The sequence below is a fragment of the Streptomyces rugosispiralis genome, from assembly GCF_024505145.1.
Taxonomy (GTDB): Bacteria; Actinomycetota; Actinomycetes; order Streptomycetales; family Streptomycetaceae; genus Streptomyces; species Streptomyces rugosispiralis.
The window spans coordinates 44,975-68,375 of the sequence record NZ_JANIAA010000039.1; the positions used below are offsets into that span (position 1 = coordinate 44,975).

A 23,401-nucleotide genomic window follows, 5' to 3' on the forward strand; every position below is an offset into this window, starting at 1 on the left:
GATCGGCTCTGGCCCGTAGTCGGTGGTGACGTCGAGTAGCCGTCCCTGATCACGAGCTTGTGATAGATGTCAACTCCCTTGTGGAGACGGTGCTTTCCGGGCTTGCGGCGCTGGTCGTCGAGGGCGTGGCGGACGGCGGCGGCGCGGTGGTGGTCACGGCCCGCACTCGGGATGCAGTCGTGCCATGTCCGCGGCGTCGACCGAGAACGAGATGGCTTGTGCCGCGGTGAACGTGCCCCAGCGGACGAGCACGTCGTGTGCTTGGAGGACCGGGCCGGCCCCGCCGGCTCGCCTCTTCGGCGTGCTGGTCGGCGTAGGAGCCGCCGTGGTGGGAAGCGTGTCAGGAGGGTCGCTGGTTTCGGCTGTGCGACGGTGGACCGCCGACCGGCCTGGAGCCGAGGTCGAGCGGGGGCGCGAGCCGGGGTCGCGGTGCTCGGCGCACCAGTCGGTGTCGCTGCAGATCCACCGACCACCGGCGCCGGTCGGGTCGGGGACTTCGACGAGGTAGCTGGTGTCGCTGCCACAGCGGGCGCAGCGGCCGGGGCGGGATTCGACGGTGAATTCCAGGTCGTCGAAGGTGAGCGGTTCGACGCGGGTGTGCGGGGGGATCGCGTGGATCCGGCTTTCCCGGCCGGCACCGAAGACGGTGATGTGCGTAGTCCCCTTCGGCATGCATCCGAAGCGCTTCGTCCAGGCGTCGCTCCACGGTGCGCAGGGGCTCGGGAACCGGGACCTGCAAGACGACCGGACCCCCCTCCGCCTGGACAGCTGTCGGGGGTGGTCCGGCTGGGGTCCGTCCCCGCCAGCCACCGGCCCCTGAGCATTGATCTGCGAGGATGTGTCTCGTGCGGCGACCATCGGTAACCGGCGGATCACGGGTTTGTCGGCCGAGGTGATCGCTCAACTCCTCGCCGCGCGGTACGTCCGTTGCAGCAGGAACGGCACCAGGCCACACTCGCGTCCCGGCCACGGGAAGGCACGTGACATTCGCAGCGGGAGGTCGGTGAAGTCTGCGGTCACAGCCGATCCTTCACGAGGCGGCCAGCCTGCATGACGAGCAGGATGTTGTCCGGGTCGGCGAGGCTGGCGATGCCGTGGAGCGGGTCGGTCCGACACACGACAAGATCAGCGAGCTTCCCCGGTTCGATCGTGCCGAGGTCGGTGTCGAGGCCCAGGAGCCGGGCTGCGACACGGGTGCCGGCCTCGATCGCGCCCATGGGGGAGAGGCCGAGGTCGACGAGATACGCCAGTTCGCGCAGGTTGTGTCCATGCGAGGTCACCCCGGAGTCGGTGCCGAGTGCTATGGGTACGCCTCGGCGGATCGCCTCCGCGACTCGTTCCATCGCGAGTGCGGACCACCGGATTTTCTTCTGGTAAAGGAAGTCGGGCACTGAGCCCGGCTCTGGGATGGTGGCCGCGGTGGTGAGCGTCGGCACGAGTATGGTGCCGTGTTCGAGCATGAGGTCGATTGTCTCGTCGTCGATGCCGTAGCCGTGTTCGATGCTGGTGACGCCGGCGAGGACGGCGTTGCGGATGCCAGAGGTGCCTTGGGCGTGCGCGGCGACCGGTCGCCCGCGGTGTCGGAGCGCTTCGTCGACGATGGCGGCCATCTCGTCGGTTGCGAGCCCTTCGTCGTCAGGCTGGTCCGTCGGGCTGCTCACGCCGCCTGTGGCGCACACCTTGATCACGTCGGCGCCGGCCCGGATGACGCGGCGTGTTGCGATTCGGGCTTCGCCGACGGTGTCGGCGATCTCCGTCCAGGGCTGCGGGCGGAGCGCATCGATGTCGATCCCACTGGGTTGTGTGAAGTCGGCGTGCCCGCCGGTGTGGCTGATCATCCGGATGGCTACCTGCAGGCGCGGCCCCTCCACCAGGCCGGCCGTCACTGCCTCTCGGTATCCGGCGTCGAGGCCGCCGAGGTCACGCGCGGTGGTGACGCCGGCCACGAGGGTCCGGCGGAGGCGCTCCGCGGTCTGGAAGGTGGCGAGTGACGCCCAGTGCGGGGGCGGCTCCAGCAGTTCGCTGACGTGTCCGAGACCGAAATGCACGTGGCAGTCGATGAAGCCTGGCGCCACGGTACGGCCACCGAGATCGATGACGGTCTCGTCCGGGGCCGGCATCGCCCCGGGCCCGGTACCGGCGTGAGTGATACGGCCGAAGGCATCGATGGCGATGGTCGCACCGTCAACCGGCGTTGTGCCGGTGCCGTCGATGAGCCGTGCGTTGATCAGCTGAGTCACGTAGAGCTCCGTCCAACAGAGGAGAATTTCATTCCATAGTCACGGCCAATCGAGGCACCAGTATTGCATGTGAGACGTTGTTCCCTGGGGTACACTGGCGCCGCAACAATATTCCCTGGATGGAGGAAGGGGCGGGGATGGCGGCTAAGGCAGCCCGACGTCAGGGGGCTGACGGGGACGGCGCACAGGGCTTGGGTCCTCAGAACCTTCCGGCCGGGCAGTCGACCGGCCCGCTGACCAGCGGTGCGGTCCTTGCGCAGATTCAGGCTGCGGCGCCGTCGCTCGTGCCCAGTGCGCGTCGGGCCATGGAGGTGATCATCGCCGACCCCGAGGCAGCCACCAGATACTCCGCCGCAGACCTTGCCGCGCGTGCTGACACGGCGGCATCAACCGTGGTCAGAGCCTGCCAGCAAGCCGGGTTCAAGGGTTTCCAGGATCTGAAGCTGGCCTTGGTCCGTGACCTGGCCTTGCGCGGCGCCGACCAGCTGGTGTTCGCCGACGAGCTGGATACCGACTCGCCTCCGGACGCGGTGTTGCACACCATCCTCGCGGCCAGCAGCCGTGCGCTGTCCGATGCGATCAGCACGGTCGACCCGGTGGCATTCGCCGGTGCGTTGGCCGCCCTGCGTACCCGCCAGAAGGTGTTCTTCGTCGGTAACGGCCAGTCGACCACGCCCGTCCGAGATGCGGCACACCGCATGCGGATGCTGGGGCTGGCCACGGCAGCGCCGATGGACGCGATTACACAGCACATCGCTGCTCGGCAGTTGGGCGAAAGCGGCGTCTGCCTGGCAATGAGCCACAGCGGCGCGACACGCGAGACAGTGCTGGCCGCAGAGACCGCGAAGGCGGGCGGCGCCTACGTCATCGCGGTGACGAGCTTTCACGGCTCGCCGCTGGCCGACATCGCGGACGCGCCTCTCATCGCGGGCAGCCCGGGGCAGGGTTTCCGACTGGAGGCCACGGCCAGCCGATTGGCACATCTGGCGATCACCGACGCGCTGTTCGTCGGGCTCGCCCTGCGCGATCCGGAGCGGTCCAGGGCGTACCTGAACGCGATCGCGGACGTCCACGCAGAGCACATGCTGTGAGGGACGACCGGGTCCATGGTGAGTCCCTCCAGTACGCCGGTGAGTCCTCCAACACAGCGGTGAGTCCCTTCACTACAGCGGTGAGTCCCTCGAGCACAGCGAAGGGCTCCCGCTCCTGACCTATCTGCGGGTGGGCGATCCCGGTCGGCCCCTCGTCGTGTTCCTGTCGGCGGCGGCCGCCTGGCTCGCATCAGTTACGGGCACCCGGACGGTCGCCCGGACGACTTTCTCGCACATTGGCTGGCGGCACGTGGATTCACGGTACTCGCGCTGTCGTATCCGTCGGACCATCCGGCCTTCCCGGCGGCGCACCCGGAATTGACCGTCGACCGGTGGGGTGCGGCGGCAGCGGTGCTCACCCAACGGATCGTCGCCGAGCACCAGCTCGGGGCCGGAGTCATCCTGTGCGACTGGAGCATGGCCGGCCGATGCGTTCTACCGTTCGCCCGGACCGCCCGGACCGCCCGGACCGCCCGGACCGCCCGGACCGCCCGGACCGCCCGGACCGCCCGGACCGCCCGGCGGGTCGGCCTCGATCTGCGGTGCTTCGTGTCGCTCGCGGCTTCGGCTCCGCTGCCCGGCCCGTACCGGTCCCTCCGGCAGGCCAGCCATTGACCCCCGAGGGTCTGTGGGAAGCCGCCCTGGGGCAGTCGTCGGCGCGGCTTGACAACTGGTACGGGCAGATCTCTGCTCAGGCGGAACAGGGCAGGCCGATCATGTCGCGGGAGGAGTACGTACGGCACTACCTGGGCCGGCACTCGGTCGGTCTGCGTGGTGAGGCGCAGCGCTGGGACGGGGCGGCCGACGTCCATGACGCCGAGGCCGCGATCCGGGAGACCGGGGTGGGACGGTGGGCGGAGTTCCCCATATGCGAGGCCGTCGTCCCGGAGGGCGCACAGGACGCTCGGCAGGCCCTGTGCGATCACCTCACCTGGTCGGCGATCACCGCCTACTCACTGGGATGGCGCCTGTCGGATGCGACGGGCGCTGCCGGCCGACATCTGGGCGGGCCTGACCGCGACCAGTCGGCGGCTGTCCACGGACCTGGTCCGTTTCATGCCCGGCAACCACTTCTTCTTCCTCGGCGCCGCCGGTGCCCGCCGCGCGGCACGCCACATCGAGGAGCTCTGGCAGGCCGCCGCCTGGTCGGCACGCCCGCCCGCTGGCGGGAGGTGTGATGACCCACGCCGTCATCCAGCAACTCCTGGACGGAATCGAACCGCGCGAACGTCAACTTGCCGAGTAGATCGGCGAACTCGCCGCCCGCCTGCGTGAGGCGCGGGCTGAGCGCGAGGCCTTGGCGACCACGGCCAAGACCGTCCGCGCGATGGCCGCCGACCTCGACCTCGAGCGGCCGCCGACCCCGGCGCTGCCGGACGGTGCGGCCTACCAGCAGATCATGGACGTATTCGACCACGAACGCCGACCGCTTCGCGCCCGCGAGCTATGCCTCGCGCTGGACCTGCCCTTGATGCCCAAGCACGTCGAAGGCACCCGCGCGAAACTCAAACGCCTGGTCAGCCTCGGATTCCTCGATGAGACCGAACCCGGACTGTTCGCACAGCACGGCCTTCAGGCCCCGACAGCCCCCGCCGACCAGCAATCCTGATCCAGGCCAACTGGCAAAACCTTACAAGACTCGCTTATTGCCCGCTGAGCTCGCGCGTTGGCGTCAGAATCGAAGAGTGCGCAGGCCGGTGCGGATTTCGCTGACCAGGATCTCGGGCTGTTCCAAGGCCGCGAAGTGCCCGCCCTTGTCGGCCTCGCCGTAGTGGATCAGATTGCTGTAGGTGTCTTCGATCCAGCTACGTGGCACGCGTGGGATGTCCCTCGGGAAGACGGTCACCGCGACCGGAAGCGTCACCTTCGGGCCGGCGAAAGTGAGCGACTTGTTCTCCCAGTAGATGCGGCCGGACGACGCTGCGCTGTTGGTGAACCAGTAGAGGGATATCGCGTCGAGCATGTCGTCGATGCTGAGAGCGTCCTCGGCGAGCCCGTGGTTGTCGGTCTTGGACTGGAACTTCTCGTAGATCCAGGCTGCCTGGCCGGCGGGGGAGTCCGCCAGGGCGAACGCTACCGTCTCCGGCTTCGTGCCCTGAAGGTGGTTAGACCCACCGAGATCGCCGGTGTAGAGGGCGAGGGTCTCCACGGCGTAGCGCTGTTCGGGCGACAAGGTGTCGGGTATCTGTGCGGGAAAGGCGTACTGGGTGTTCAGATGGATTCCGAGAAGCCCCTCGGGTTGCATGGCCCCGAGGGCGGTGGTGACGACGGCACCCCAATCGCCGCCTTGCGCGGCCCATCTCGTGTAGCCGAGACGCTTCATCAGCTCCACCCATGCGCTTGCGATGCGCGATACAGCCCACCCGGTCTCCGTGGGCTTCTGGGAGAACCCGAACCCGGGGAGCGACGGGACGACGACATCGAACGAATCGGCGGCGTCTCCTCCGAACGAAACCGGATCGGTCAGCGGGCCGATCAGCTTCAGGAACTCGACGATCGAGCCCGGCCATCCATGCGTGAGTATCAGCGGCATCGCGTGGGGATTCTTGGACCTGACGTGGATGAAGTGGATGTCCAGTCCATCAATCTCGGTCAGGAACTGGGGGAAGCGATTGAGCTCGGACTCGAAGCGCCGCCAGTCGTAGCCGCGCTCCCAGTAGTCGACCAGAGATCTGGCGTTCTCTACACGGACCCCTTGCGACCAGTCGCCCACCGTTTCCGGATCCGGCCATCGAGTTCTGGCCAGTCGCTGCTTGACGTCGTCGATCGCCGATTCCGGGATCGAGACGGTGAACGGGCGGACGAGGGCCGAGGTAGGCGGCGTCGGTGCGGTCATGGCCTTCTTCCCTTCTCCTGAGCTTCGAAGCACAGCGCAACTCTCCGCTGCACATCGGTGTACAGTGAATCTCACTGTACACCGGTGTGCAATACTGGTGCCGTGTCCACCGAGTCCTCCCGTGTGCGCTCGATGAACGAGACGCGCGATCGCATCCTCGACGTCGCCCTCGATGTGCTGGGGGAGAACCCCGATGCCGGAATGGGCGAGATCGCCTCCGCTGCCGGCGTCGTCCGTCGCACGGTCTATGACCATTTCCCCTCGCGCCTCGACCTGGTCCGGACACTCACGGAACGGGCCGTCACCGAGATGACGGCCGTGCTCAACGAAGTCAACGCCTCCGGCGCGGAGGCGGACGCGACGTGGGTCGAATTCATCGCCCGCCTCTGGCCGGTGGCGCACCGGTACCGAGTGCTGCTGGCGCTGCGCCGTGGTGAGTACGGCGAGGCGATCCACGGCCTGCTCGGGCCAGTCGATGAGCTCCTCGCCGACCTCGTGAAACGGGGCCAGGACACCGAGGTGTTCGCACAGCACCTGCCGGCGGGCCTGCTGGGCCAGGTCGCCTACGGCGTCGTGTTCGCCATCGCGGACAGCGATCTGCCGAACGGGACCTTCGGTGCCCGAGCAGCGACGATCACGAGCCTGCTGATGCTGGGAGTTCCCGAGACGCGCGCCATCGCTCTCGTGGGCGACCAGCCCTGACCCGCAGTACTCGACGAGCCGCGGAGCCAGTCCGGTTCTGGTACCGCAGCGCGTTGGCGACCTCCCGGATCTCGTAACGCCCCTGATGGCCGGAAACCGACGGATGCCGTTCCGGATAACGCTCCTGAGTTCTCAATACGGAGACTATGCACCGGCGGCCGAGGTCGAAGCGTTCGCCGCATTGGCCTGGCAGATCGCCCAGGTGGTCGACACGTCCTGACCGCGGCGCTCCGGTCTCAGTGGAAGCGGGCAGGTAGCCTTCGAAGTCGATCGGCGCGTTGGTGTTGGGCTCGCGGTACGGCAGCGGCTTGGGGGCCAGCAGCGCGACCAACGAGTCCTTGATCGCGTACGCGAACAGGTGGTTGCCGCGCGGGCTTGTAGTGCCCGCCGCGGACTCGGTACAGGCCGAGGTAGTCGGTGTAGGACAGGCTCGTCGGCGCCATCCGCTCGTACTCCAGCCGGTGCACCTCGTTCATGTCGAAGCAGTCGAAGCCTCCGCCCGCCAGGTGGTCCACGATCAGCTGGTCGGTGCGCTCACCGTCGCCGATCGGGGTCCCCAGCTCCCGGGCCGGGCCGCCGACACCGATACGCGCGGTGAAGTCGAGCGCGACCAGCAGTTTCTTGCCGATGGCAACGGCATACGATCTGGCCAGGTCGGGGATGTGGCTGGTCGCCCGTTGGCCGTACACACGCAGGGGCCGGTTGGCCTGCTCCCGCGGGTCCGTCGCGCCGTGGAAGTCGAAGCCGAGGTGGCCGGCCAGCGCATCGGCCTTCTCATGGTCGAGCTCGGTGGTCAGGCCGGCGCCGTACGCGTACAACTGCACCGCGAGGTCGTCACCCAGGTGCTCCCACAGCCAGTCCGGGTCACACAGCGAGTACACCGACGCCGGTGTGGTCAGCAAGCTCTCGTGCTCGGTGAACCGGCCGGTGGACAGGTCCAGTTCGATGTGCGCCCACGGGTTTCCGTGGAACTGGAGGTTGCGCCGCGACAGGTCGGCGAACCACGGGTAGCGCTGCAGCCAGCGGGCTCGCATCAGACTGCGGACCGGGTCGTCACCCCAGACGTAGAGGATCACATACTCCGCGCCGTGCTCGGCGCTCTCCTCCCGGACCATCCGCCGGTACGCCTGGTAGATGCCGTACCCGCCCACGCCGTAGTTGCCGATCGGCTCGCCCAGATGCCCGGCCAGGTACTGCTGCCAGGTCTCGCCGTCGCTGACCTGGTTGCCCTCGGTGAAGCTGTCGCCGTAGGTGTTGATCCGCGGCACCCGGTCCGCGTACAGGAACGCCGACCGCGCGCCGGTCGGGCCGAACGTCTCGATCGTCCGGCTGTCGTCGATCCCCCACGGCACCAGCGAGTTCTGCGACACATAGCCAAGCTCAGGGCCGAACGCCGCCCACCCCGGACCGGTCAGGAAGCCATCGATCACCTCGCGCGACGCCGCGCCATTGCGGACGTACTGTTCCCAGGTCACCGCAGGTTTTTCCATCATCGCTGACCCTTGGCGGCCTCGGCGATGAGGTTGGCGTCTTCCTGCTCACGTCGACGAGCCGCGAGGAGGACCTGTTCTTCCCGGTCGCGGGGGACTACGACGACTCCGTCGGTGTCGGCCACCACCAGGTCGCCCGGATTGACGACGACGCCAGCGCACTGGATCTGACCGCCGACATCGCCGTCCCATCCCTTGTTCGGCCCGGCGGCGCAGATGCCGCGCGCGTAGACGGTGAAGCCCCGCTCGCGGATCGCGTCGACGTCGCGGACCGCGCCGTCGACGACCAGGCCGATCAGACCGGCCCGAATGGCCTCCATGGTGCGGACCTCGCCCCAGACGGCCCGGTCCACGAAGCCGCCGGCGTCGACGACGAGGATGCTGCCGGCCGGTGCCGTCTCGATGGCGCGTAGCAGGGTGTTGTTCTCGCCCGGCATGCTGCGGGCGGTCCATGCGCGTCCCAGCAGTGTGCCGCCGACGACCGGCCGGATGGCCGCGTGCATGGCTTGGAAGCGGTTGAGGCAGTCGCAGACGGTGCTGCTGGCCAGTCCATGCCAGCGGTCGAGGTTGTCGGTATGGGCTGTAGTCATGGGAACTCCTTATGAAAGGTCGGGTGCGCCGGAGGGTTCGAAGCGTTTGAAGAGGTGTCGCGCGTTGCGGTACCGGATCAGCTGGCGGTCGTCGCCGGACAGCAGCCGAGTGTGTGCGATGCGCCGAGCGGACTCGGTGATCTGGGGTTGGGGAGTGAACGGCCAGTCGGTCCCGTACAGCAGCCGGCTCGGCGGCACCAGCCGCAGCAACGAGGCCAGTTGCGTGTCGAGTGGGAACCCCGACGCGCCACCGCCGTGGGAAGGATGATGCGCAGCCGCGGATACCTGTCCAGCGCACCGGTCAGCAGCAGACCGGTGACCGCCCGGGTGGTCTCGAAGGGAAACTCGATGAGGCTGCGTGGCTGTCCGAACGCGGTCTGCTCCCAGCACGGTGGCGACGTGGGGTGCAGGAAGACCACGGCGCCCCGGCGGTCGAGCTCGTCGAGGACCGGACGGAACCTCGGATCGAAGAGGTAGGTCCCGTGGTAGTTGCTCAGCAGGACCACGCCGTCCGCGCCCAGTTGGTCGAGTGCGTAGGCGATCTCGTCCAGCGCGCTGTCCATGTCGGGCAGCGGCAGGGAGGCGAAGAACCCGAACCGGTCGGGGTGCTGGGCGGCCAGTGCCGCCCCGTCCTCGTTGACACCACGAGCGAGCACCGTCGCCGCGCGGTCGTCGCCGAAGTGGACGCCCGGCGATGAGATGGACAGGATGGCGAGTTCGATACCGAGTTTGTCCATCGTGTCGAGGGCCGGGCCGACAGACCAGTCCGGCCATCCGGCCAGGCGGTCCGGGCCGGGCGTACCGAGGTGTTGGTACGCCGTCCGGTACCGCTTCGGCAGGAAGTGTGCGTGAACGTCGATGCTGTCTTGTCGGATCACTGGGGGCTCTTGTTCACCAGGCGAATGCGAAGCCGTCGCGTCGTGGGTCAGCTCCGCCCCACATGGTGGAGGTGTCCGGGTCGAAGGCCACGCCGTGTCCGCCGCCGACCACGCGGCTCCAGGCGCCCAGGTCGTGCACCTGGTGTCCACGGCCACGGAGCCGGGCCAGGGTTTCCGTGCTGATCCTGCTCTCGGTGCCCAAGAGGGTGCCGTGTCCGACGCGGATCCGGGGTGCTTCGATCGCTTCCTGGATGTCCATGCGGTGGTCGACGACGTTGATGATCATCTGGGGTGTGGTCTGCAGGATGCCGTACGATCCGGGGGTGCCGACGGCCAGGAACGGCCGGCCGTCCGACCAGATCTGTGAGGGAGCGAGGCAGACCTCCACTTTCTTGCCGGGGCCGATCGCGTTGGGGCTTGTGGGGTCGGTGTCGAACCAGGAGGCGAAGCTGTTCAGCAGCAGTCCGGTGGTGCCGGCCACCACACCTGATCCGAAGGCGCCTCCCAGGGTCTGGGTGCAGGAGACCACATACCCTTGAGCGTCGGCGGTGACGAAGTGTGTCGTGTTCTCCGGGCCGGCGAATACGGCCCGGGTCCATTCCAGTGCGGGGTTGTACTCGTGGCGTTCCCCCGGGAACGGGGTTGCCCGTTGCAGGTCCAGCCGTTGTGTGGCCCCTGTGATGTGTGCGTCGGACAGGAGGTCGTCGTAGGGGGGTGACGGGTCCAGCAGGTGGGCTTTTCGTTCCTCGATCGCCGCCTTGAAGACCTCGGACAGCAGGTGCAGGTATGCGTCGCTGTCCGCTGCCATCTCGGAGAGCGGGAACTCGCCGAGCATGCGCAGGCTTATGAGGTACTCCAGCGCTGCGCTCGGCGCGGGCGGGCAGTAGACGGTCAGGCCGCGGTACGTGCTGGAGATCGGGTCCTGCCAGTTTGGGGTGAAGCCGGCGAGGTCGGATGCCGTGAGGAGGCCGCCGTGGTCGGCGCAGTACTGGGTGATCTCCTCGGCGATGGGGCCGTGGTAGAGGGCTTCGGTGCCGGCTTCGGCGATGAGCCGCAGGGTGTCGGCGGCGTTCTTCTGGACGAGGAGTTCGCCGGGGCGTGGGACTCGTCCGTTGGGGAGGAAGATCTCTCTGCTGGTGGCGGCGAGTTCGAGGCGGGGGCGGGCTGCCGCGAGGTAGTGGTGGAGGTAGTGGGAGACGGGGAAGCCCTGTTCGGCGTGGGTGATGGCCGGTGCCAGGACCGTGGCGAGGTCCATGGTTCCGTAGCGTTCCAGGGCGGCGGACCAGCCTGCGGCCGCGCCGGGGACCATCGCGGAGAGGATGCCGACGTCCTTGCTGCCGGGGGTGGTGAACCGGTCGGGGTGTGCGGCCTCTGGTGCCGGTCCGACGAAGTCGAGGACCGCGGGTGCCGGCTCGTGCGGTGTCCGGATGAGCATGTAGCCGATGCCGGCGGGTCCGCTGCTGCACGGTTCGACCACGCTGAGCGCGGCGGCGACGGCCACCGCCGCGTCGACGGCGTTTCCGCCTGCCCACAGGATGCGCATGCCGGCCTGGGTGGCCAGCTGGTGGGCGGAGGTGACGATGCCGTTGCGGCCGCTGGCCGCGGGGCGGTGGGCGGTCATCGGGTGGTCGTCGCGGTCTCGATCCCGGCGAGGGAGTCCAGGAGATGGGTGTGCGGTGCGGTCTCCAGGGTGGCCCGGGTGTGGGCCCCGGTGGTGACACCGGCGACGATGCCGGCCCCCGAACGCCAGCCTGCGAGCAGGTCGCTGCGGGTGTCGCCGACGACCGCGACGGCATGCATGTCGGTGATCTGCAGCCGGAGTGCCGCGGTGAGGATCATGTCGGGGAACGGCCGGCCGCGGCCGGCGTCGCTGGGGCTGAGCGTGAGATCGACGGTGTCCCGCCAGCCCAGTGCGTCGACGAGGGTTTCGCGGGTGCGTTCCGCGAAGCCGGTGATGAGTGCGATCCGTACGCCCGCTGTCCGAAGTCGCACGAACAGGTCCTCGACGCCGGGAAATGCCTTGATGCCGACCTTGGCGACGAGTTCCTCGTAACGCCGCTCGAACGCCTCGTTGGCCGCCCGTGCCCGCTCCTCGGGCAGCACATCGCGGAAGGCGTCCAGCTTGCTGCGGCCGCGGTTGCCGTCGAACGAGGCCAGGGCGGCCTTGAGCTCGGGGCCGTCGGGGAGTCCGGTGTCCAGCAGTGCGGCGCGGAACGCCTCGATGACCAGGCCGTCGTCGCTGAACGCGGTACCGGCCATGTCGCAGACCAACAACTCCCAGTCCGGCGGTGCAACGTGCATGGTGCTTCCCTTCGATCGGTGGAACGCGATGAGGGAACGATAATCCATCATTAACCCTCGATGTGGCAACGAGGTTGCTTGTGCGGCTAGCCTGCCCGGGTCGAGAGGGGACTCCATGCAACGCGACATCGTCGCCGACTTCACCCGATCCATACCGCCGGCCCCGCCCGAGGTGGGCGACGCACTGATCAACACCCTCGGGGCCATCGCCGCCGACCCCGGCGCCCGGATGCTGCTCCACGAGAGCAAGCCCGGCGGCGGGCCGGAAGACCGCCTCGCGGCGGCCCGATGGATGGCGCGGCGGATGCCCGCGCCAGAGCCTCACCGGTTGCTGCTGACCAACGGAACGCAGAGTTCGCTCCTGCTGGTCCTGCGCCACCTGGCCGCCCCGGGGGATGCCGTACTGGCCGAAGGGCTCACCTACGGGTCCATCGGCAACCTGGCCGAGCGCGCCAGGGTGCACCTACACCCCGTTGATCTTGACGACGACGGCATGGTGCCCGAGTCGTTGGCCGCGGCGTGCCGCAAGTTCAAACCCCGGCTGATCTACTGCAATCCCGGCTACCACAACCCGACCACGACAACGATGAGCCTGGAACGACGGCATCAGATCGTCGCCGTCGCACGCCGATACGGGGTGCCGGTATTCGAGGACGATGTGCTCGGCGCCCTTCACCCGGACACGCCGCCGCCGATCGCGACCCTGGCCCCGGAGCTGACCTGGTACTCGATGGGGCTGACCAAGTCGCTCACTCAGGGGCTCCGGGTCGGATACCTCCTCGGCCCCGACGGGCCTGCCGCCGAGGCCATGACGCGGCCCCTCGTGCGGCTGTCGTACTGGGTGGCGAATCCGCTGTCCGCCGAGGTGGTCCGCCGCTGGATCGACGGCGGCCAGGCCACCGCCATCGCCGCCGCCATCCACCGGGAGTCGGCCGCACGACAGCGACTCGCCGCGCGACTGCTGCACGGGCTGCACTACGACACCCAGGACGCGGCCATGCATCTGTGGCTGCGCGTGCCGACCGGGCACACCTCACACAGCTACGCCGCGGCCGCCGCGGAACGCGGTGTGCTGGTCAGACCGGCCGAGATGTTCGCCGTCGACAGCCACCCTGTGCCACTCCGGGTGCGGCTGTCACTGAGCACTCCGCTCGACCGGGCTCAGGTCCGACGGGGACTGGAAATCATCTCCGCCCTGTCACCACATGAACGACAGGCAAACATCGTTCGGCGCCCGTAGCGCACGCAACGCTGTTGCCATACGGTCATCCCGGAAGGGAAAATCACTCCCTGGCCGGGGGCCCTGGCCCCCGTAATTCCGACTCGACCGGCCACCTCGGGTATCGAGGAAGTCAGTACCCACGACGGATCCTGCACGATGGTGTCGACCATCTTGAGTTGTTCGGCACCAGTCCTGACCGGCTTGGCGATCCTCCTGTTGAGCGTATTCACGCTGACACCGAGGCCGCTCGCGCTCGCATATGACCGCGTGCGGCTGCGCCCCGTTCACCCATGACCTCCATTTTGACCGCGGCAGGGAAGCAGTATGAAGAAAAATACGATGAAGGAAAAGATCCTCCTCGGTGAAATGGTTTTCGGACTCGGGTTGGACACACCAGACCCGATGATGGTCGAATACGCCGCCTTGGCCGGGCTGGACTTTGTGCGTTTCGACTGCGAACAGGGGCCCTACACGCTGGAGAGCATCGAGCACGCGGTACGTTCCGCCGAAGCCGCCGACATTGTCCCCACGGCAAGGATCTCAGAACGCAAGCCCGACTTCGTCGTGCAGCTCCTCAACCGCGGCGTGAGCGGACTCACCTTCGCCCACACCCGAACGGCGAGCGATGCGGCCGCTGCCGTAGCTTCGGTGAAGTTCGCGCCGGAAGGCGACCGCACGCTCACCTCGCCCAGCGGGCATGGCATGCACGCCCGCTGGGCGCTCGGCCTGGACACGCAGGACGCCTTCGCGTTCGCGAATCGTGAGACGCTGGTCGTCTGCACGATCGAGGATCCGACCGGTCTGGCGAACATCGGAGAGATCGTCGCGGTTCCGGGTGTCGACGTCCTTACCTTCGGCCCCAACGACATCGCGGCGACTCTGGGACACACCGGCGACACGATGCACCCTGAAGTCCGGAAGGCCGTCCGCGAAGGCATCGAGCAAGCCACCGCCGCAGGCAAGGCGGTGGGGATCTCCGTCGGTTCCCGCAGTGCCGAGTGGGCTGCCGACTACGTCGAAGCCGGCGCCCGAGTCCTGCAATTCCTCCCGGCTCCGCTCATGATCGATGCTGTCGCCCGGGCGCGCGTCGATCTTGGCGTCTGACCACAAGAAAAACGGTTCCGTCGCGTGGAACCGGTTCCACACCGCAAGGGCGGCCACATGACTCTGTCTCTCCATCAATCAGCAGGTGGTGCACCTACGGGTGCATTGCGGACTGCATCTTTCCGGAAGCGCGTGGGCGCATATGTGCTGTGCGGTCCGTTCTTGCTGTTCCTGGGGGTGTTCTCGGTACTTCCGGCAGCATCGACGGTGGTGCTGGCCCTGCTCGACTGGCCGCTGGCCGGCGGCAACGCCCGGTTCACCGGCCTCGACTCCTTCCGTCGGGTGCTGGGCAGTGAGGAACTGCGCCAAGCTCTTGTCAATACTCTGCTGTATTCGCTCTTCACCGTGCCGGCCGTCACGGTGCTCGGTCTTCTGATCGCCCTCACCATTCACAGTGTGCGGCGTGGAAAGGTTTTCTGGCGGACGGTGTACTTTCTGCCGTTCGCCAGCACCCTCGCGGCGATGAGCATCGTCTGGAAGTGGATGTTCTACCCGGAACGAGGGCTGATCGACTCCACGGTGGGCCAGTTGTTCGGAGTGACGAACTGGTTGAGCGACAGTTCGCTCGCGCTCCCGGCGGTTGCTCTCGTGGGAGTGTGGCACCAGCTCGGATACGCGGTCGTACTGTTTCTTTCGGGGCTGGCCAACGTGCCCACCGCGCATCTGGAGGCGGCCCGTCTCGACGGCGCGAACGCCTGGCATCGGTTCTGGCACGTCCAGTGGCCCGCTCTCGGGCCGACCACGGTGTTCGCCGTCGTCATCAGCACCATCAGCGCGCTGCGCGTCTACGACACCGTGGCGCTGATGACCGAGGGCGGCCCAGTCGGCAGTACCTCAACCCTGAGCTACGAACTCTACCGGCGAGGGGTTTTCTACCAGGACATCAGCGGAGGGGCCGTGATCAGCATCGTGCTGCTGGCCACCGTCATGCTGGTGACGCTGGTGCAGATGCGGTCATTCGGCCGACGACTGAGCGAGGCGGGCGCCCGATGACCACCGGCACACAATCGCACCATGCCACCGGCGTTCTGTCGCCGGGCCGAGCAGAGCCCCCGGACGCATCCGGTCGTGGCTGGGGAAGCGTCCTGCGGCGGGCTGCCGCCAGCGACATACCCCGGCACATATTGCTGGCCTTGGGCGCCATCGTCATGCTCGCGCCATTCGCCTGGATGGTGTTCAGCTCCTTCAAACCGGACGACGAGGTCTACAGCAGCAACCTCCTGCCGCGGCATCCGACCTTCGACGCCTACCAGCGCGTTTTCGACACGGTGCCGATGGGACGGTACTTCCTCAACAGCGTGGCAGTGACCGGGCTGATCTTCCTTGGCCAGGTGCTTCTCGCCGTCCCGGCCGCCTACGCGCTGGCACGGATGCGGTTTCGCGGCAGCAAGTTGGCACTCGGGTTGGTTTTGTTCGCCACCATGCTGCCGATGCAGGTCGTCGCCGTACCCTTGTATTTGCTGTTCGCCAAGGCGGGCCTCCTGGACAATCGCCTGTCGATGATTTCACCTTTCCTCGCCAGCGCCTTCGGCGTGTTCCTGCTCCGCCAGTTCTTTCTAGGTATTCCGCAGAACGTACTGGATGCCGCGCGGCTCGATGGAGCAAGTAACTGGACAACGGTGTGGCGAATCGTCCTGCCGATGGCCCGGCCGGCGCTCACCGCATTCGCGGTCTTCAGTATCGTCTCCCACTGGAACGACTACTTCTGGCCGAGCCTTGTCCTGTCGAGTGACAATGCGGCAACCGTGCCCTACGGTATTTCGGCATTCGCCAACTCGGAAAGCAACGACTTTGCCGCCCAGATGGCCGCCGCCACGCTGGCGGTGCTTCCGCTCGTGGTGGGATTCCTGCTCGCCCAACGTCATTTCGTTCGCGGTCTCGTACTGTCGAACACCCCGGACTAAGTATCCCATTCGGTTTTATTTTTCGAGGAGCAGAACCATGCGTTGGAGAATTACCGCGGCACTGGCATCCGTTGGCCTCCTGGCCGGGGTAACTTCCTGCGGCACATCGAACACCAAGGACGGCGCTGTCAGCGTCTATTACACGCAGGCCAGTCTCTACGCCGATCCGTTGAAAACTGCCATCAAGCCGCTGGAGAAAGAGTCGAACGCCCCTCGGGTGAACCTTGTCCTCGCGGGCAAGAACTACAACGACGTCCAGCAGCGGATCATCCGCGAGGCAGGCACCGGTCGCCTGCCGGATGTGGCTCTGGTCGGGCTGAACAACCTGCGCGGTCTGGTCGACCTCGGCATCGCCCAGCCACTGGACACCGCGATCGCCAAGGGCAGTCTGAACACCAAGAACATCGACCCGAAGTTCCTGAAGCTCACCCAGTACAACGGAAAGCAATACGGGATTCCATATGGCGTCGCGACGCGGATCCTCTACGCCAACGCGGATATGTTCAAGGCTGCCGGGCTTGATCCAACGCATCTGCCGACCACATGGAGTGAGCTGCGCAAGGACGCTAGGAAGCTGGCGGATCCGGCCAAGCATAAGTACGGCATCGTGATGGACTGGAACGGCGGCAGCAACATCGACTTCCAGCAGCAACTGGCAAGTGCCGGCGGCGCGATGCTCAACTCCGACGAAACCAGCGCCGCGTTCAACAGCTCCCAGGGCCGAGCGGTGGTCAACTACTGGCGCGGCCTGGTCAAGGACAAGGCCATGCCGTTGCTCGCCCGTACGTCGGACACCAGCCCCAATGTCCAGGCGTTCATCAACGGCGACGCCGGCATGCTGATCCAGTCCAACGGAAACCTCGGCAACATCAACAAGAGCGCGAAGTTCACCGTCGCCACCGGACAGGTCCCCATCGAAGACGGCGGCACGCGCAGCGCACCCGCGTCCGGCGCGGCGATCGTCCTGCTCACCAAAGACCCTCACCGTCAGGCGGCCGCCCTCAAGAGCATTCAGCAACTGGTCAGTCCAACAGCGAGCACGGCACTGACCCTTGCGTCCGGCTACCTGCCCGTCAACTCCGCCGCCCTGAAGAGCCCGGAATTGAAGAAGTACTTCAGCGAGAAGCCCAACCGGCGGACACCGCTGGACGCCATCCCCCACCTGAACCAGTGGCAGACCTACCCCGGCGGCCACGACGTCGAGGCCAACGACGCGATCGAGAAGAGCCTCCTCCAGGCACTGGGCGGCAGTGAATCCCCTGAGAAGGCGCTCACCGAGTCGCGGAACGCGGTCAACGAGATCCTGAAGAACCATGGCTGAAGGAATCGACTGCGTCGACGTGACCAAGACATTCGGGCCGACGGACCAGGCCCTGCGCCAAGTGACCGTGTCCTGCCAGGCCGGCGAAACACTGACCCTGGTCGGGCCCAGCGGCTGCGGCAAGACCACCCTGCTGCGCTGCATCGCCGGACTGGACAACCCCACCGGCGGAACGATCCGGATCAACGGCCGTGACATGACTCATGCCGACCCCCAGCGCCGGAGTACAGCCATGGTCTTCCAGAACTACGCCCTGTACCCGGCCAAGACAGTCGCCGCCAACATCGAGTTCCCGCTGGTCATGAGCAAGGTGCCGCGAGGCGAGCGCACTGGGCGGGTCGCCGAGATCGCGCGGCTGCTGCGGTTGACCTCGCATCTGGAGAAGAAACCGGCCCAGCTGTCCGGTGGGCAGAAACAGCGCGTCGGCATCGGGCGAGCGCTGATCCGCCGGCCGTCCGTGCTGCTGATGGACGAGCCGCTGTCGAACCTCGACGCCGCACTGCGGGTCGATATGCGCACCGAATTGCACGAGCTGTTCCAGAAGCTCGGCACCACGGTCGTCTACGTCACCCACGACCAGACCGAGGCACTCACACTTGGCGACCGGGTAGCCGTCCTGAACGAGGGACAACTGCAGCAACAGGCCACTCCACGCGAGGTCTACGCCCGCCCGGCGAACAGGTTCACCGCTTCGTTTCTCGGAGCCATGAACCTTCTCGACGGCACCGTCCAGGACGGGTACTTCCGAACGCCCGACGGGTCGCCGATCGTCGAACTCCGGGCGCCGAAGGCCGCCACGACGGCGTGCATCGGCATCCGGCCCGAGGACCTTCGAGCGGCCGACACCTCGGCAAGCCACCCCCACGTCACTCTCACCGGCCGGGTCAGGCTCCTCGAACTGCTCGGCAGCGAGGAACTCGCCCACATCACTCTCGCCAGTGGCCACAAGCTCAAGGCCCGGCTGCCGGTGGGAACCGTCACATCAGGCACTGTGCACCTTTCCGTCGACACCGAACGCCTGCATCTGTTCGACGCCGAGGGCATACGGATCGACCTATAAGCAGCGTCGCGACGAGGAACGGTGGCAGCTGTACGGCCACCTGCGGCCGCCACCGGCCTTGGACCGCACCGGGTTCGCTGCGCTAGACGCAGTGTCACCCCAGGCCAATAGGGGCCATGAGAAGAGGCCAGCCCGGTCGCGTGCCTCCCGCTGCGTTGCATCTGATCACCCAAAGCTTGAAAGGCAACCGAAAGATGTCAATGCTCCTGACGGGCGCGCCGGGCGACGAATGGGTGGACGGTGAGTCCCTTGAGTGGAGCGAGGGGCTACCGGTCCTGACCTATCTGCGCATTGGCGATCCCCGTCGGCCACTCGTCGTCTTCCTCTCAGGCGGTGGCCATCTGGCTCGGGTCAGCTACGGGCACCGGGGCGCTCGCCCGGACAGCTTTCTCGCGCACTGGCTTGCGGCAGGTGGATTCACGGTGCTCGCGCTGTCGTATCCATCGGATCACCCGGTCTTCCCGGCGGCGCACCCAGAGCTGACCGTCGACCGGTGGGCTGAAGCGGCAGCGGTGCTCACTCAACGGATCGTCGCCGAGCACCGGCTCCAGGCCGGAGTTATTCTCTGCGGCTGGAGCATGGCCGGACGTTCGGTCCATCCGTTCGCCCAGACCGCCCAGCGGATCGATCTCGATCTGCGCTGCTTCATCTCGCTCGCGGCTTCGGCTCCGATACCTGGGCTTGTGCCCGTCCGTCCGGCGGGCGAGCCATTGACCCCCGATGGCCTGTGGGAACCAGCCCCGCGGCATCCGCCAAAGCGGCTGGACGACTGGTACGGGCAGATCACTGCCCAGGCCGAACCACACCGGCCGATCATGTCGCGGGACGAATACGTACGGCACTACCTGTGCCGCCACTCGGTCGGACTGCGCGGTGAGGCGCAGCACTGGGACGGGCGGGCCAGCATCCATGACATCGAGGCCGCAATCCGCGAGACCGGGACGGGCCGGTGGGCAGAGTTCCCCGTCTGTGCGGCCATCGTCCCGCAGAGCGCTCAGGACGCTCGGCACGCCTTGAGCGACCACCTCACCTGGCCGGCGATCACCGCCTGGCGGCTGCAATGGCAACTTTCCGAAGCGACAACGCTACCAGATGACACCTGGGCTCACCTGCAAGCACACAGCCGGCAGCTGTCCACAGAACTCGTCCGGTCCATGCCCGGCAACCACTTCTTCTTCCTCGGAACCACTGGCGCCCGACGCACCGCACGCCACATCGAGGAACTCTGGCAAGCTACAGAAAACCTCAATGATCTGGAGGCCGGCGCGTGCTGACGCCGCAAGGGTGATGCTGAACCAGGACGCCCGACCAGGTTAATTCGTCGGTGCGTGATGGTGAGGCGTGATCGCGAGGTGCCGTCTGCCATGAGACCTGCATGCGTTGAAGAGGCGCCCCCAGTCCAACTCTGTAAACGGTCACAAGGAGATCGATCTCTGACATGGGCCGGGAATGTGAACTCGCCGCATCAGCCTCAAACTGCTTGGTGACGGTGTCGTGTCCCAGGACGAACAGCTCGGCCTGTGCCGTTCGGAAACTCGTCGCTGCTGCTCGGAGGTGGTCTGGCGCGCCATCACGGTCTGCTGGACCCATGTCCGGGTAATCGTTTCTCTGGTGTACCAGGTGGCTCGGAAAGCGCTCACGGTCCCGGCGTTGCTGCTGCGGCGGGACGCATCCAAGGAAGCGGCACCGTTGGTACGGCGGCACGAGAACGCGGTGCTGCGTAGGCAACAGTCGGGACCGGTGCGGTACGAGCCGGCAGATCGGCGGTGGTTCGCGGCACTGTCCTCGCTGATTCCCCGGCGCCGGTGAGCGCAGGCACGCGGTATCTCGCGCTGCGGGGAGCGAGTCGGGAGCAGCTTCGACCGGCGCGTAGGTTGTTGGTTTTCTCCAGCTTGATAACTTTGGCGTTGAATGTGACGGACCCGCTGCCGGCTGGCCAGAATGGTAAAAGCCGCTTTCGACGCAGTCGGGCCGCTGCTGCTCATTGGATGGGCAGAGGTGGGCCCAGGACTTCTGCAAGCCATCAGTGGAGTCGAGGGTGAGGGGGTGCCTGAGCCTGAGAGCTCAGGACTCAGCGGTACCCTGCGGAACATGCTGAGGCGGTGATCGAACCGGAGAGCGTCGACATCGATCAACCTCATGTCCTGTCTTCGAATGAGGTGGATCAGTGCCCTCAGCACGGGTCTGATGGGGACGCTCTTCTGAAGCGTGCGCCGGCAGAAGACGCCTGTCATCGGGAGACGTATCAACGGCCGATCTCGGCTGAGACGCTGCGGAAGCGACTGCGTGCGGGGGCGGCCAGATCCCGGATGCTGGTGGCCATGGTGGGCTCGACAAGGACCGACCATCTGCCGATCGAGGCATCGTCTGCGGAGATCGGGCGAGCGACTTCTCGGTCTCGCTGGAGGGTTGACGGTGCGGGCGAGGAAGGTCCGGCAGATGACTGATCCTTTCGCATGGTGCCGCGTGAAGCGATCTTCTGAGGTCATCTAATAGAAGGTTGGCGTGGCGAACGGGTGAGATGTCCAGGTGGCCGTGAAGGGCTCAGTTGATCTCGATGCGGGCCGCCGGATCGGTTGAGAGTGCTGCCGTCGTCTCCCGTGGGTCAAGGACGTCGGCCGCGAAGTGGACGCCGGGTGGGATGCCCCCTGTGAGCAGCGCTCGCGTCGTGGCCGCTGTCATGAGGCCGCTGAGGTCGTAGGAGTCGTCGGCGCGCAGGGTCAGCGTGTGCGCGGGCGGGCCGTCCGGGGTGCCGGTCCACAGGTGGAATTCCTGTCCGTACCAGGAGCCGTGGCGTCGTATGTCCTCGGCGGCGGCGGTCACGAGGGCCGCTGGATCGGCGTCGCCCAGGGCCCAGGCCATGGCCAGTTCCTCGGGTAGCCGGTCGCCCCCGAAGACGGTGTACCAGCGGATCTCGCCGATGTTCAGCGCGCGGGCCAGCCGCCCCGCCTCGGTGGACAGGAAGGGGAAGGCGTTCACCGGCTGGGGGAAGGCTGCCAGGGAGAGGCCGCGGCGGGGTTCGAGTGTACGCGGGCGCACGCCGCCCTCGCGCCAGGCGGCCCCGGGGACGCCGTGTTCGGGGCCGTGGCTGAGCAGGACGTCACCCGCGGCCGCCGGGGTGAGGGCCGCGACTCCGCCCAGGTAGGCGTCGAGGCGTACGGGGCGGTCGGTGTCCATGGCCAGGGCGCGCGGGAGGAGTCCGGAGAGGCCCGGCAGCGCCCCGGCGGACAGGACGGCTGTTCGCCCGGCCGTGAGCCAGTCGCGCCGATCGCACCGGGCGTGGAGACGGATGGCGGCCGGGTCGTCGCCCGCGGCGTCCACGTAGTCGGCGCCGCGGTGCAGTGCGGCGCGGGCGACCGTGTCCAGGACGCGGTAGGAGGGGCCCGCGCAGTTGACGACCAGTCGGCAGCGGGCGGCGAAGCGGTCGAGGGAAGCGGGATCGTCCAGATCGACGGCGAGTGCCTCGACCGGGGGGCCCGCGGGGCTGAGGGAGCGGGCGAAGGCGGCGGCCCGTGCGGGGTCGCGCCCCGCGATCAGCAGCGGGCCCGTGCCCGCCTGACGCAGCCGGCGTACCGCGGCGCTGCCGACGGCTCCGTAGCCGCCGAGCACGCCGATTGTCGTGGTGCTGTCCATCGTGGGTTTCCTTCGCCGGTCACTGTCACTGGATGCGTATGAAAATGATAACTATTGTCATCTCCGGAACCGGTGAAGGTGCCGGGAATCAGCGAGGAGGACGAGATGTACGACGTACTTGTAGTGGGCGGGGGCCCGGCCGGGCTCAACGCGGCCCTGGTATCGGGTCGCCAGCGTCGGCGGGTGCTGCTGGTGGACAGCGGGAAGCCGCGCAACGCCCCCGCCGCCGAGATGCACATGTTCCTCAGCCGTGACGGCTTCTCGCCCGCGGAACTGCGCAAGCTCGGGCGCGAAGAGCTGTCGGCCTACCCCGGTGTGGAACTGGTGGAAGACGCGGTCACTTCCCTCGTGCCGACTGACGGCGGCTTCGAGGCGACGCTCTCCGGGGGAGCGACACACCGCGTGCGCAAGGTGGTCCTGGCGACCGGCCAGGTCGATCTCACCGACGGGGTCGAAGGGCTCGCCGAGCGCTTCGGACGCGGTGTCTACCACTGCCCGTTCTGCCACGGCTGGGAGACCCGCGGCAAGACGCTCGCCGTTCTCGGCCGGGAACTGCCGCAGGTCATGCTGGCCTTGTACGTCAGGGACCGGTTCAGCGACGACGTGGTGGTCTGCACGGACGGACATCCCGTTCCCGAGCAGGCCGCCGACAAGCTCGCCGCCGCCGGTATCGAGGTCCGCGAGACGCCCTTGTCCCGGATCGAGGGGGAGGAGGACGCCCTGCGGCTGGTCTTCGCCGACGGCGAGGTGGTGGAACGCCAGGCCGTCTACCACCGGGCGCCCACCCGCCAGCACTCCGCTCTCGCCGAGCAACTCGGCTGCACGCTGCTGCCCGACGGCTGTGTACGGGTGGACGAGTTCCAGCGGACCTCTGTCGCCGGCGTGTACGCCGCCGGGGACACCGCCCGGATGGAGGCGCTGCCCGACGCGGTGACCTTCGTGATCGCCGGGGCTGCCGACGGTGCGCGTGCGGCAGTCTGGATCGACCAGGAACTCTTCCGCGAGGACGCCGGGCTCGGAGGCTGAGGA

At 67.5% G+C, this 23,401-nt stretch carries 23 protein-coding genes and 1 pseudogene; 14 read left to right on the forward strand and 10 right to left on the reverse strand.

What is annotated here, in order from left to right:
* Positions 1 to 153 precede the first annotated feature (153 nt).
* Both NP777_RS37390 and NP777_RS37395 read right to left on the reverse strand, forming a co-directional pair.
* Positions 154 to 672: an alpha-D-ribose 1-methylphosphonate 5-phosphate C-P-lyase PhnJ gene (locus tag NP777_RS37390; protein WP_256654674.1), complete on the reverse strand. Its 519-nt coding sequence runs from the start codon at positions 670 to 672 to the stop codon at positions 154 to 156.
* A gap of 344 nt (positions 673 to 1,016) precedes the next feature.
* On the reverse strand, positions 1,017 to 2,240 hold the full coding sequence (locus NP777_RS37395) for a metal-dependent hydrolase family protein (protein WP_256654636.1): 1,224 nt from the start codon (positions 2,238 to 2,240) through the stop codon (positions 1,017 to 1,019).
* Between the two features lie 137 nt (positions 2,241 to 2,377).
* Here NP777_RS37395 and NP777_RS37400 point away from each other — a divergent pair, with 137 nt between their 5' ends.
* The 4 genes from NP777_RS37400 (at position 2,378) to NP777_RS37415 (ending at position 4,940) form a co-directional block, all read left to right on the forward strand.
* Positions 2,378 to 3,331, forward strand: coding sequence for a MurR/RpiR family transcriptional regulator (locus tag NP777_RS37400; RefSeq protein ID WP_256654672.1), 954 nt, complete (start codon positions 2,378 to 2,380; stop codon positions 3,329 to 3,331).
* A gap of 351 nt (positions 3,332 to 3,682) precedes the next feature.
* Positions 3,683 to 3,946: a hypothetical protein gene (locus tag NP777_RS37405; protein ID WP_256654637.1), complete on the forward strand. Its 264-nt coding sequence runs from the start codon at positions 3,683 to 3,685 to the stop codon at positions 3,944 to 3,946.
* Entirely contained in the window at positions 3,943 to 4,509 is a 567-nt protein-coding gene (locus NP777_RS37410) for a hypothetical protein (RefSeq protein WP_256654638.1), read from the forward strand. The genes NP777_RS37405 and NP777_RS37410 overlap by 4 nt, the downstream gene beginning before the upstream one ends.
* A 149-nt stretch (positions 4,510 to 4,658) precedes the next feature.
* A complete protein-coding gene (locus NP777_RS37415) occupies positions 4,659 to 4,940 on the forward strand; it encodes a hypothetical protein (RefSeq protein ID WP_256654639.1) in 282 nt (93 codons plus the stop codon).
* A 63-nt stretch (positions 4,941 to 5,003) separates the two neighbouring features.
* On the opposite strand, the gene NP777_RS37420 is transcribed toward NP777_RS37415, so the two are convergent.
* On the reverse strand, positions 5,004 to 6,167 hold the full coding sequence (locus tag NP777_RS37420) for an epoxide hydrolase family protein (RefSeq protein ID WP_256654640.1): 1,164 nt from the start codon (positions 6,165 to 6,167) through the stop codon (positions 5,004 to 5,006).
* A 102-nt stretch (positions 6,168 to 6,269) separates the two neighbouring features.
* Between NP777_RS37420 and NP777_RS37425 the strand changes: the two genes are divergently transcribed.
* A complete protein-coding gene (locus NP777_RS37425; protein ID WP_256654641.1) occupies positions 6,270 to 6,869 on the forward strand; it encodes a TetR/AcrR family transcriptional regulator in 600 nt (199 codons plus the stop codon).
* 236 nt (positions 6,870 to 7,105) lie between these two features.
* Here the strand turns inward: NP777_RS37425 and NP777_RS37430 are convergent, their stop codons facing one another.
* From NP777_RS37430 to NP777_RS37450, 6 genes and pseudogenes are all read right to left on the reverse strand, one after another.
* Positions 7,106 to 8,344 (reverse strand): hypothetical protein, encoded by a 1,239-nt coding sequence (locus NP777_RS37430; protein ID WP_256654642.1) that lies wholly within the window; start codon positions 8,342 to 8,344, stop codon positions 7,106 to 7,108.
* Positions 8,345 to 8,358: 14 nt separating this feature from the next.
* Positions 8,359 to 8,949 carry an RraA family protein gene (locus NP777_RS37435; RefSeq protein ID WP_256654643.1) on the reverse strand — a complete coding sequence of 197 codons (591 nt, stop codon included), beginning with the start codon at positions 8,947 to 8,949 and terminating at the stop codon, positions 8,359 to 8,361.
* 9 nt (positions 8,950 to 8,958) lie between these two features.
* The gene (locus NP777_RS48690) at positions 8,959 to 9,339 is read right to left on the reverse strand and encodes an amidohydrolase family protein (protein ID WP_391858652.1); all 381 of its coding nucleotides are present in this window, start codon (positions 9,337 to 9,339) and stop codon (positions 8,959 to 8,961) included.
* Positions 9,270 to 9,827 (reverse strand): annotated as a pseudogene (locus NP777_RS37440) (amidohydrolase family protein); the annotation flags it as partial. The pseudogene NP777_RS37440 and the gene NP777_RS48690, both read right to left, overlap by 70 nt.
* A 13-nt stretch (positions 9,828 to 9,840) precedes the next feature.
* A complete protein-coding gene (gene ggt, locus NP777_RS37445; protein ID WP_256654645.1) occupies positions 9,841 to 11,448 on the reverse strand; it encodes a gamma-glutamyltransferase in 1,608 nt (535 codons plus the stop codon).
* Positions 11,445 to 12,128 (reverse strand): HAD family hydrolase, encoded by a 684-nt coding sequence (locus tag NP777_RS37450; protein ID WP_256654646.1) that lies wholly within the window; start codon positions 12,126 to 12,128, stop codon positions 11,445 to 11,447. The genes ggt and NP777_RS37450 overlap by 4 nt, the downstream gene beginning before the upstream one ends.
* Before the next feature lie 115 nt (positions 12,129 to 12,243).
* Between NP777_RS37450 and NP777_RS37455 the strand changes: the two genes are divergently transcribed.
* From NP777_RS37455 to NP777_RS37490, 8 genes are all read left to right on the forward strand, one after another.
* Positions 12,244 to 13,368: an aminotransferase-like domain-containing protein gene (locus NP777_RS37455; RefSeq protein WP_256654647.1), complete on the forward strand. Its 1,125-nt coding sequence runs from the start codon at positions 12,244 to 12,246 to the stop codon at positions 13,366 to 13,368.
* 306 nt (positions 13,369 to 13,674) lie between these two features.
* Entirely contained in the window at positions 13,675 to 14,454 is a 780-nt protein-coding gene (locus NP777_RS37460) for an HpcH/HpaI aldolase family protein (RefSeq protein ID WP_256654648.1), read from the forward strand.
* A 132-nt stretch (positions 14,455 to 14,586) separates the two neighbouring features.
* Positions 14,587 to 15,447, forward strand: coding sequence for a carbohydrate ABC transporter permease (locus NP777_RS37465; protein WP_256654649.1), 861 nt, complete (start codon positions 14,587 to 14,589; stop codon positions 15,445 to 15,447).
* Entirely contained in the window at positions 15,444 to 16,358 is a 915-nt protein-coding gene (locus NP777_RS37470) for a carbohydrate ABC transporter permease (RefSeq protein WP_256654650.1), read from the forward strand. Before NP777_RS37465 ends, NP777_RS37470 begins: the two co-directional genes overlap by 4 nt.
* Before the next feature lie 37 nt (positions 16,359 to 16,395).
* Positions 16,396 to 17,679, forward strand: coding sequence for an ABC transporter substrate-binding protein (locus NP777_RS37475; protein WP_256654651.1), 1,284 nt, complete (start codon positions 16,396 to 16,398; stop codon positions 17,677 to 17,679).
* Complete coding sequence (locus NP777_RS37480; protein ID WP_256654652.1) at positions 17,672 to 18,739, forward strand: ABC transporter ATP-binding protein; 1,068 nt, start codon at positions 17,672 to 17,674, stop codon at positions 18,737 to 18,739. Before NP777_RS37475 ends, NP777_RS37480 begins: the two co-directional genes overlap by 8 nt.
* Before the next feature lie 194 nt (positions 18,740 to 18,933).
* Positions 18,934 to 20,013, forward strand: a complete 1,080-nt coding sequence (locus NP777_RS37485) for a hypothetical protein (protein ID WP_256654653.1) — start codon at positions 18,934 to 18,936, stop codon at positions 20,011 to 20,013.
* Between the two features lie 220 nt (positions 20,014 to 20,233).
* Positions 20,234 to 20,548, forward strand: coding sequence for a hypothetical protein (locus NP777_RS37490; RefSeq protein WP_391858650.1), 315 nt, complete (start codon positions 20,234 to 20,236; stop codon positions 20,546 to 20,548).
* Positions 20,549 to 21,283: 735 nt separating this feature from the next.
* Here NP777_RS37490 and NP777_RS37495 read toward each other — a convergent pair.
* Positions 21,284 to 22,372 carry a saccharopine dehydrogenase NADP-binding domain-containing protein gene (locus NP777_RS37495; protein ID WP_256654654.1) on the reverse strand — a complete coding sequence of 363 codons (1,089 nt, stop codon included), beginning with the start codon at positions 22,370 to 22,372 and terminating at the stop codon, positions 21,284 to 21,286.
* Between the two features lie 105 nt (positions 22,373 to 22,477).
* On the opposite strand from NP777_RS37495, the gene NP777_RS37500 reads away from it, so the two are divergent.
* Positions 22,478 to 23,398, forward strand: coding sequence for an NAD(P)/FAD-dependent oxidoreductase (locus NP777_RS37500; RefSeq protein ID WP_256654655.1), 921 nt, complete (start codon positions 22,478 to 22,480; stop codon positions 23,396 to 23,398).
* Positions 23,399 to 23,401 lie beyond the last annotated feature (3 nt).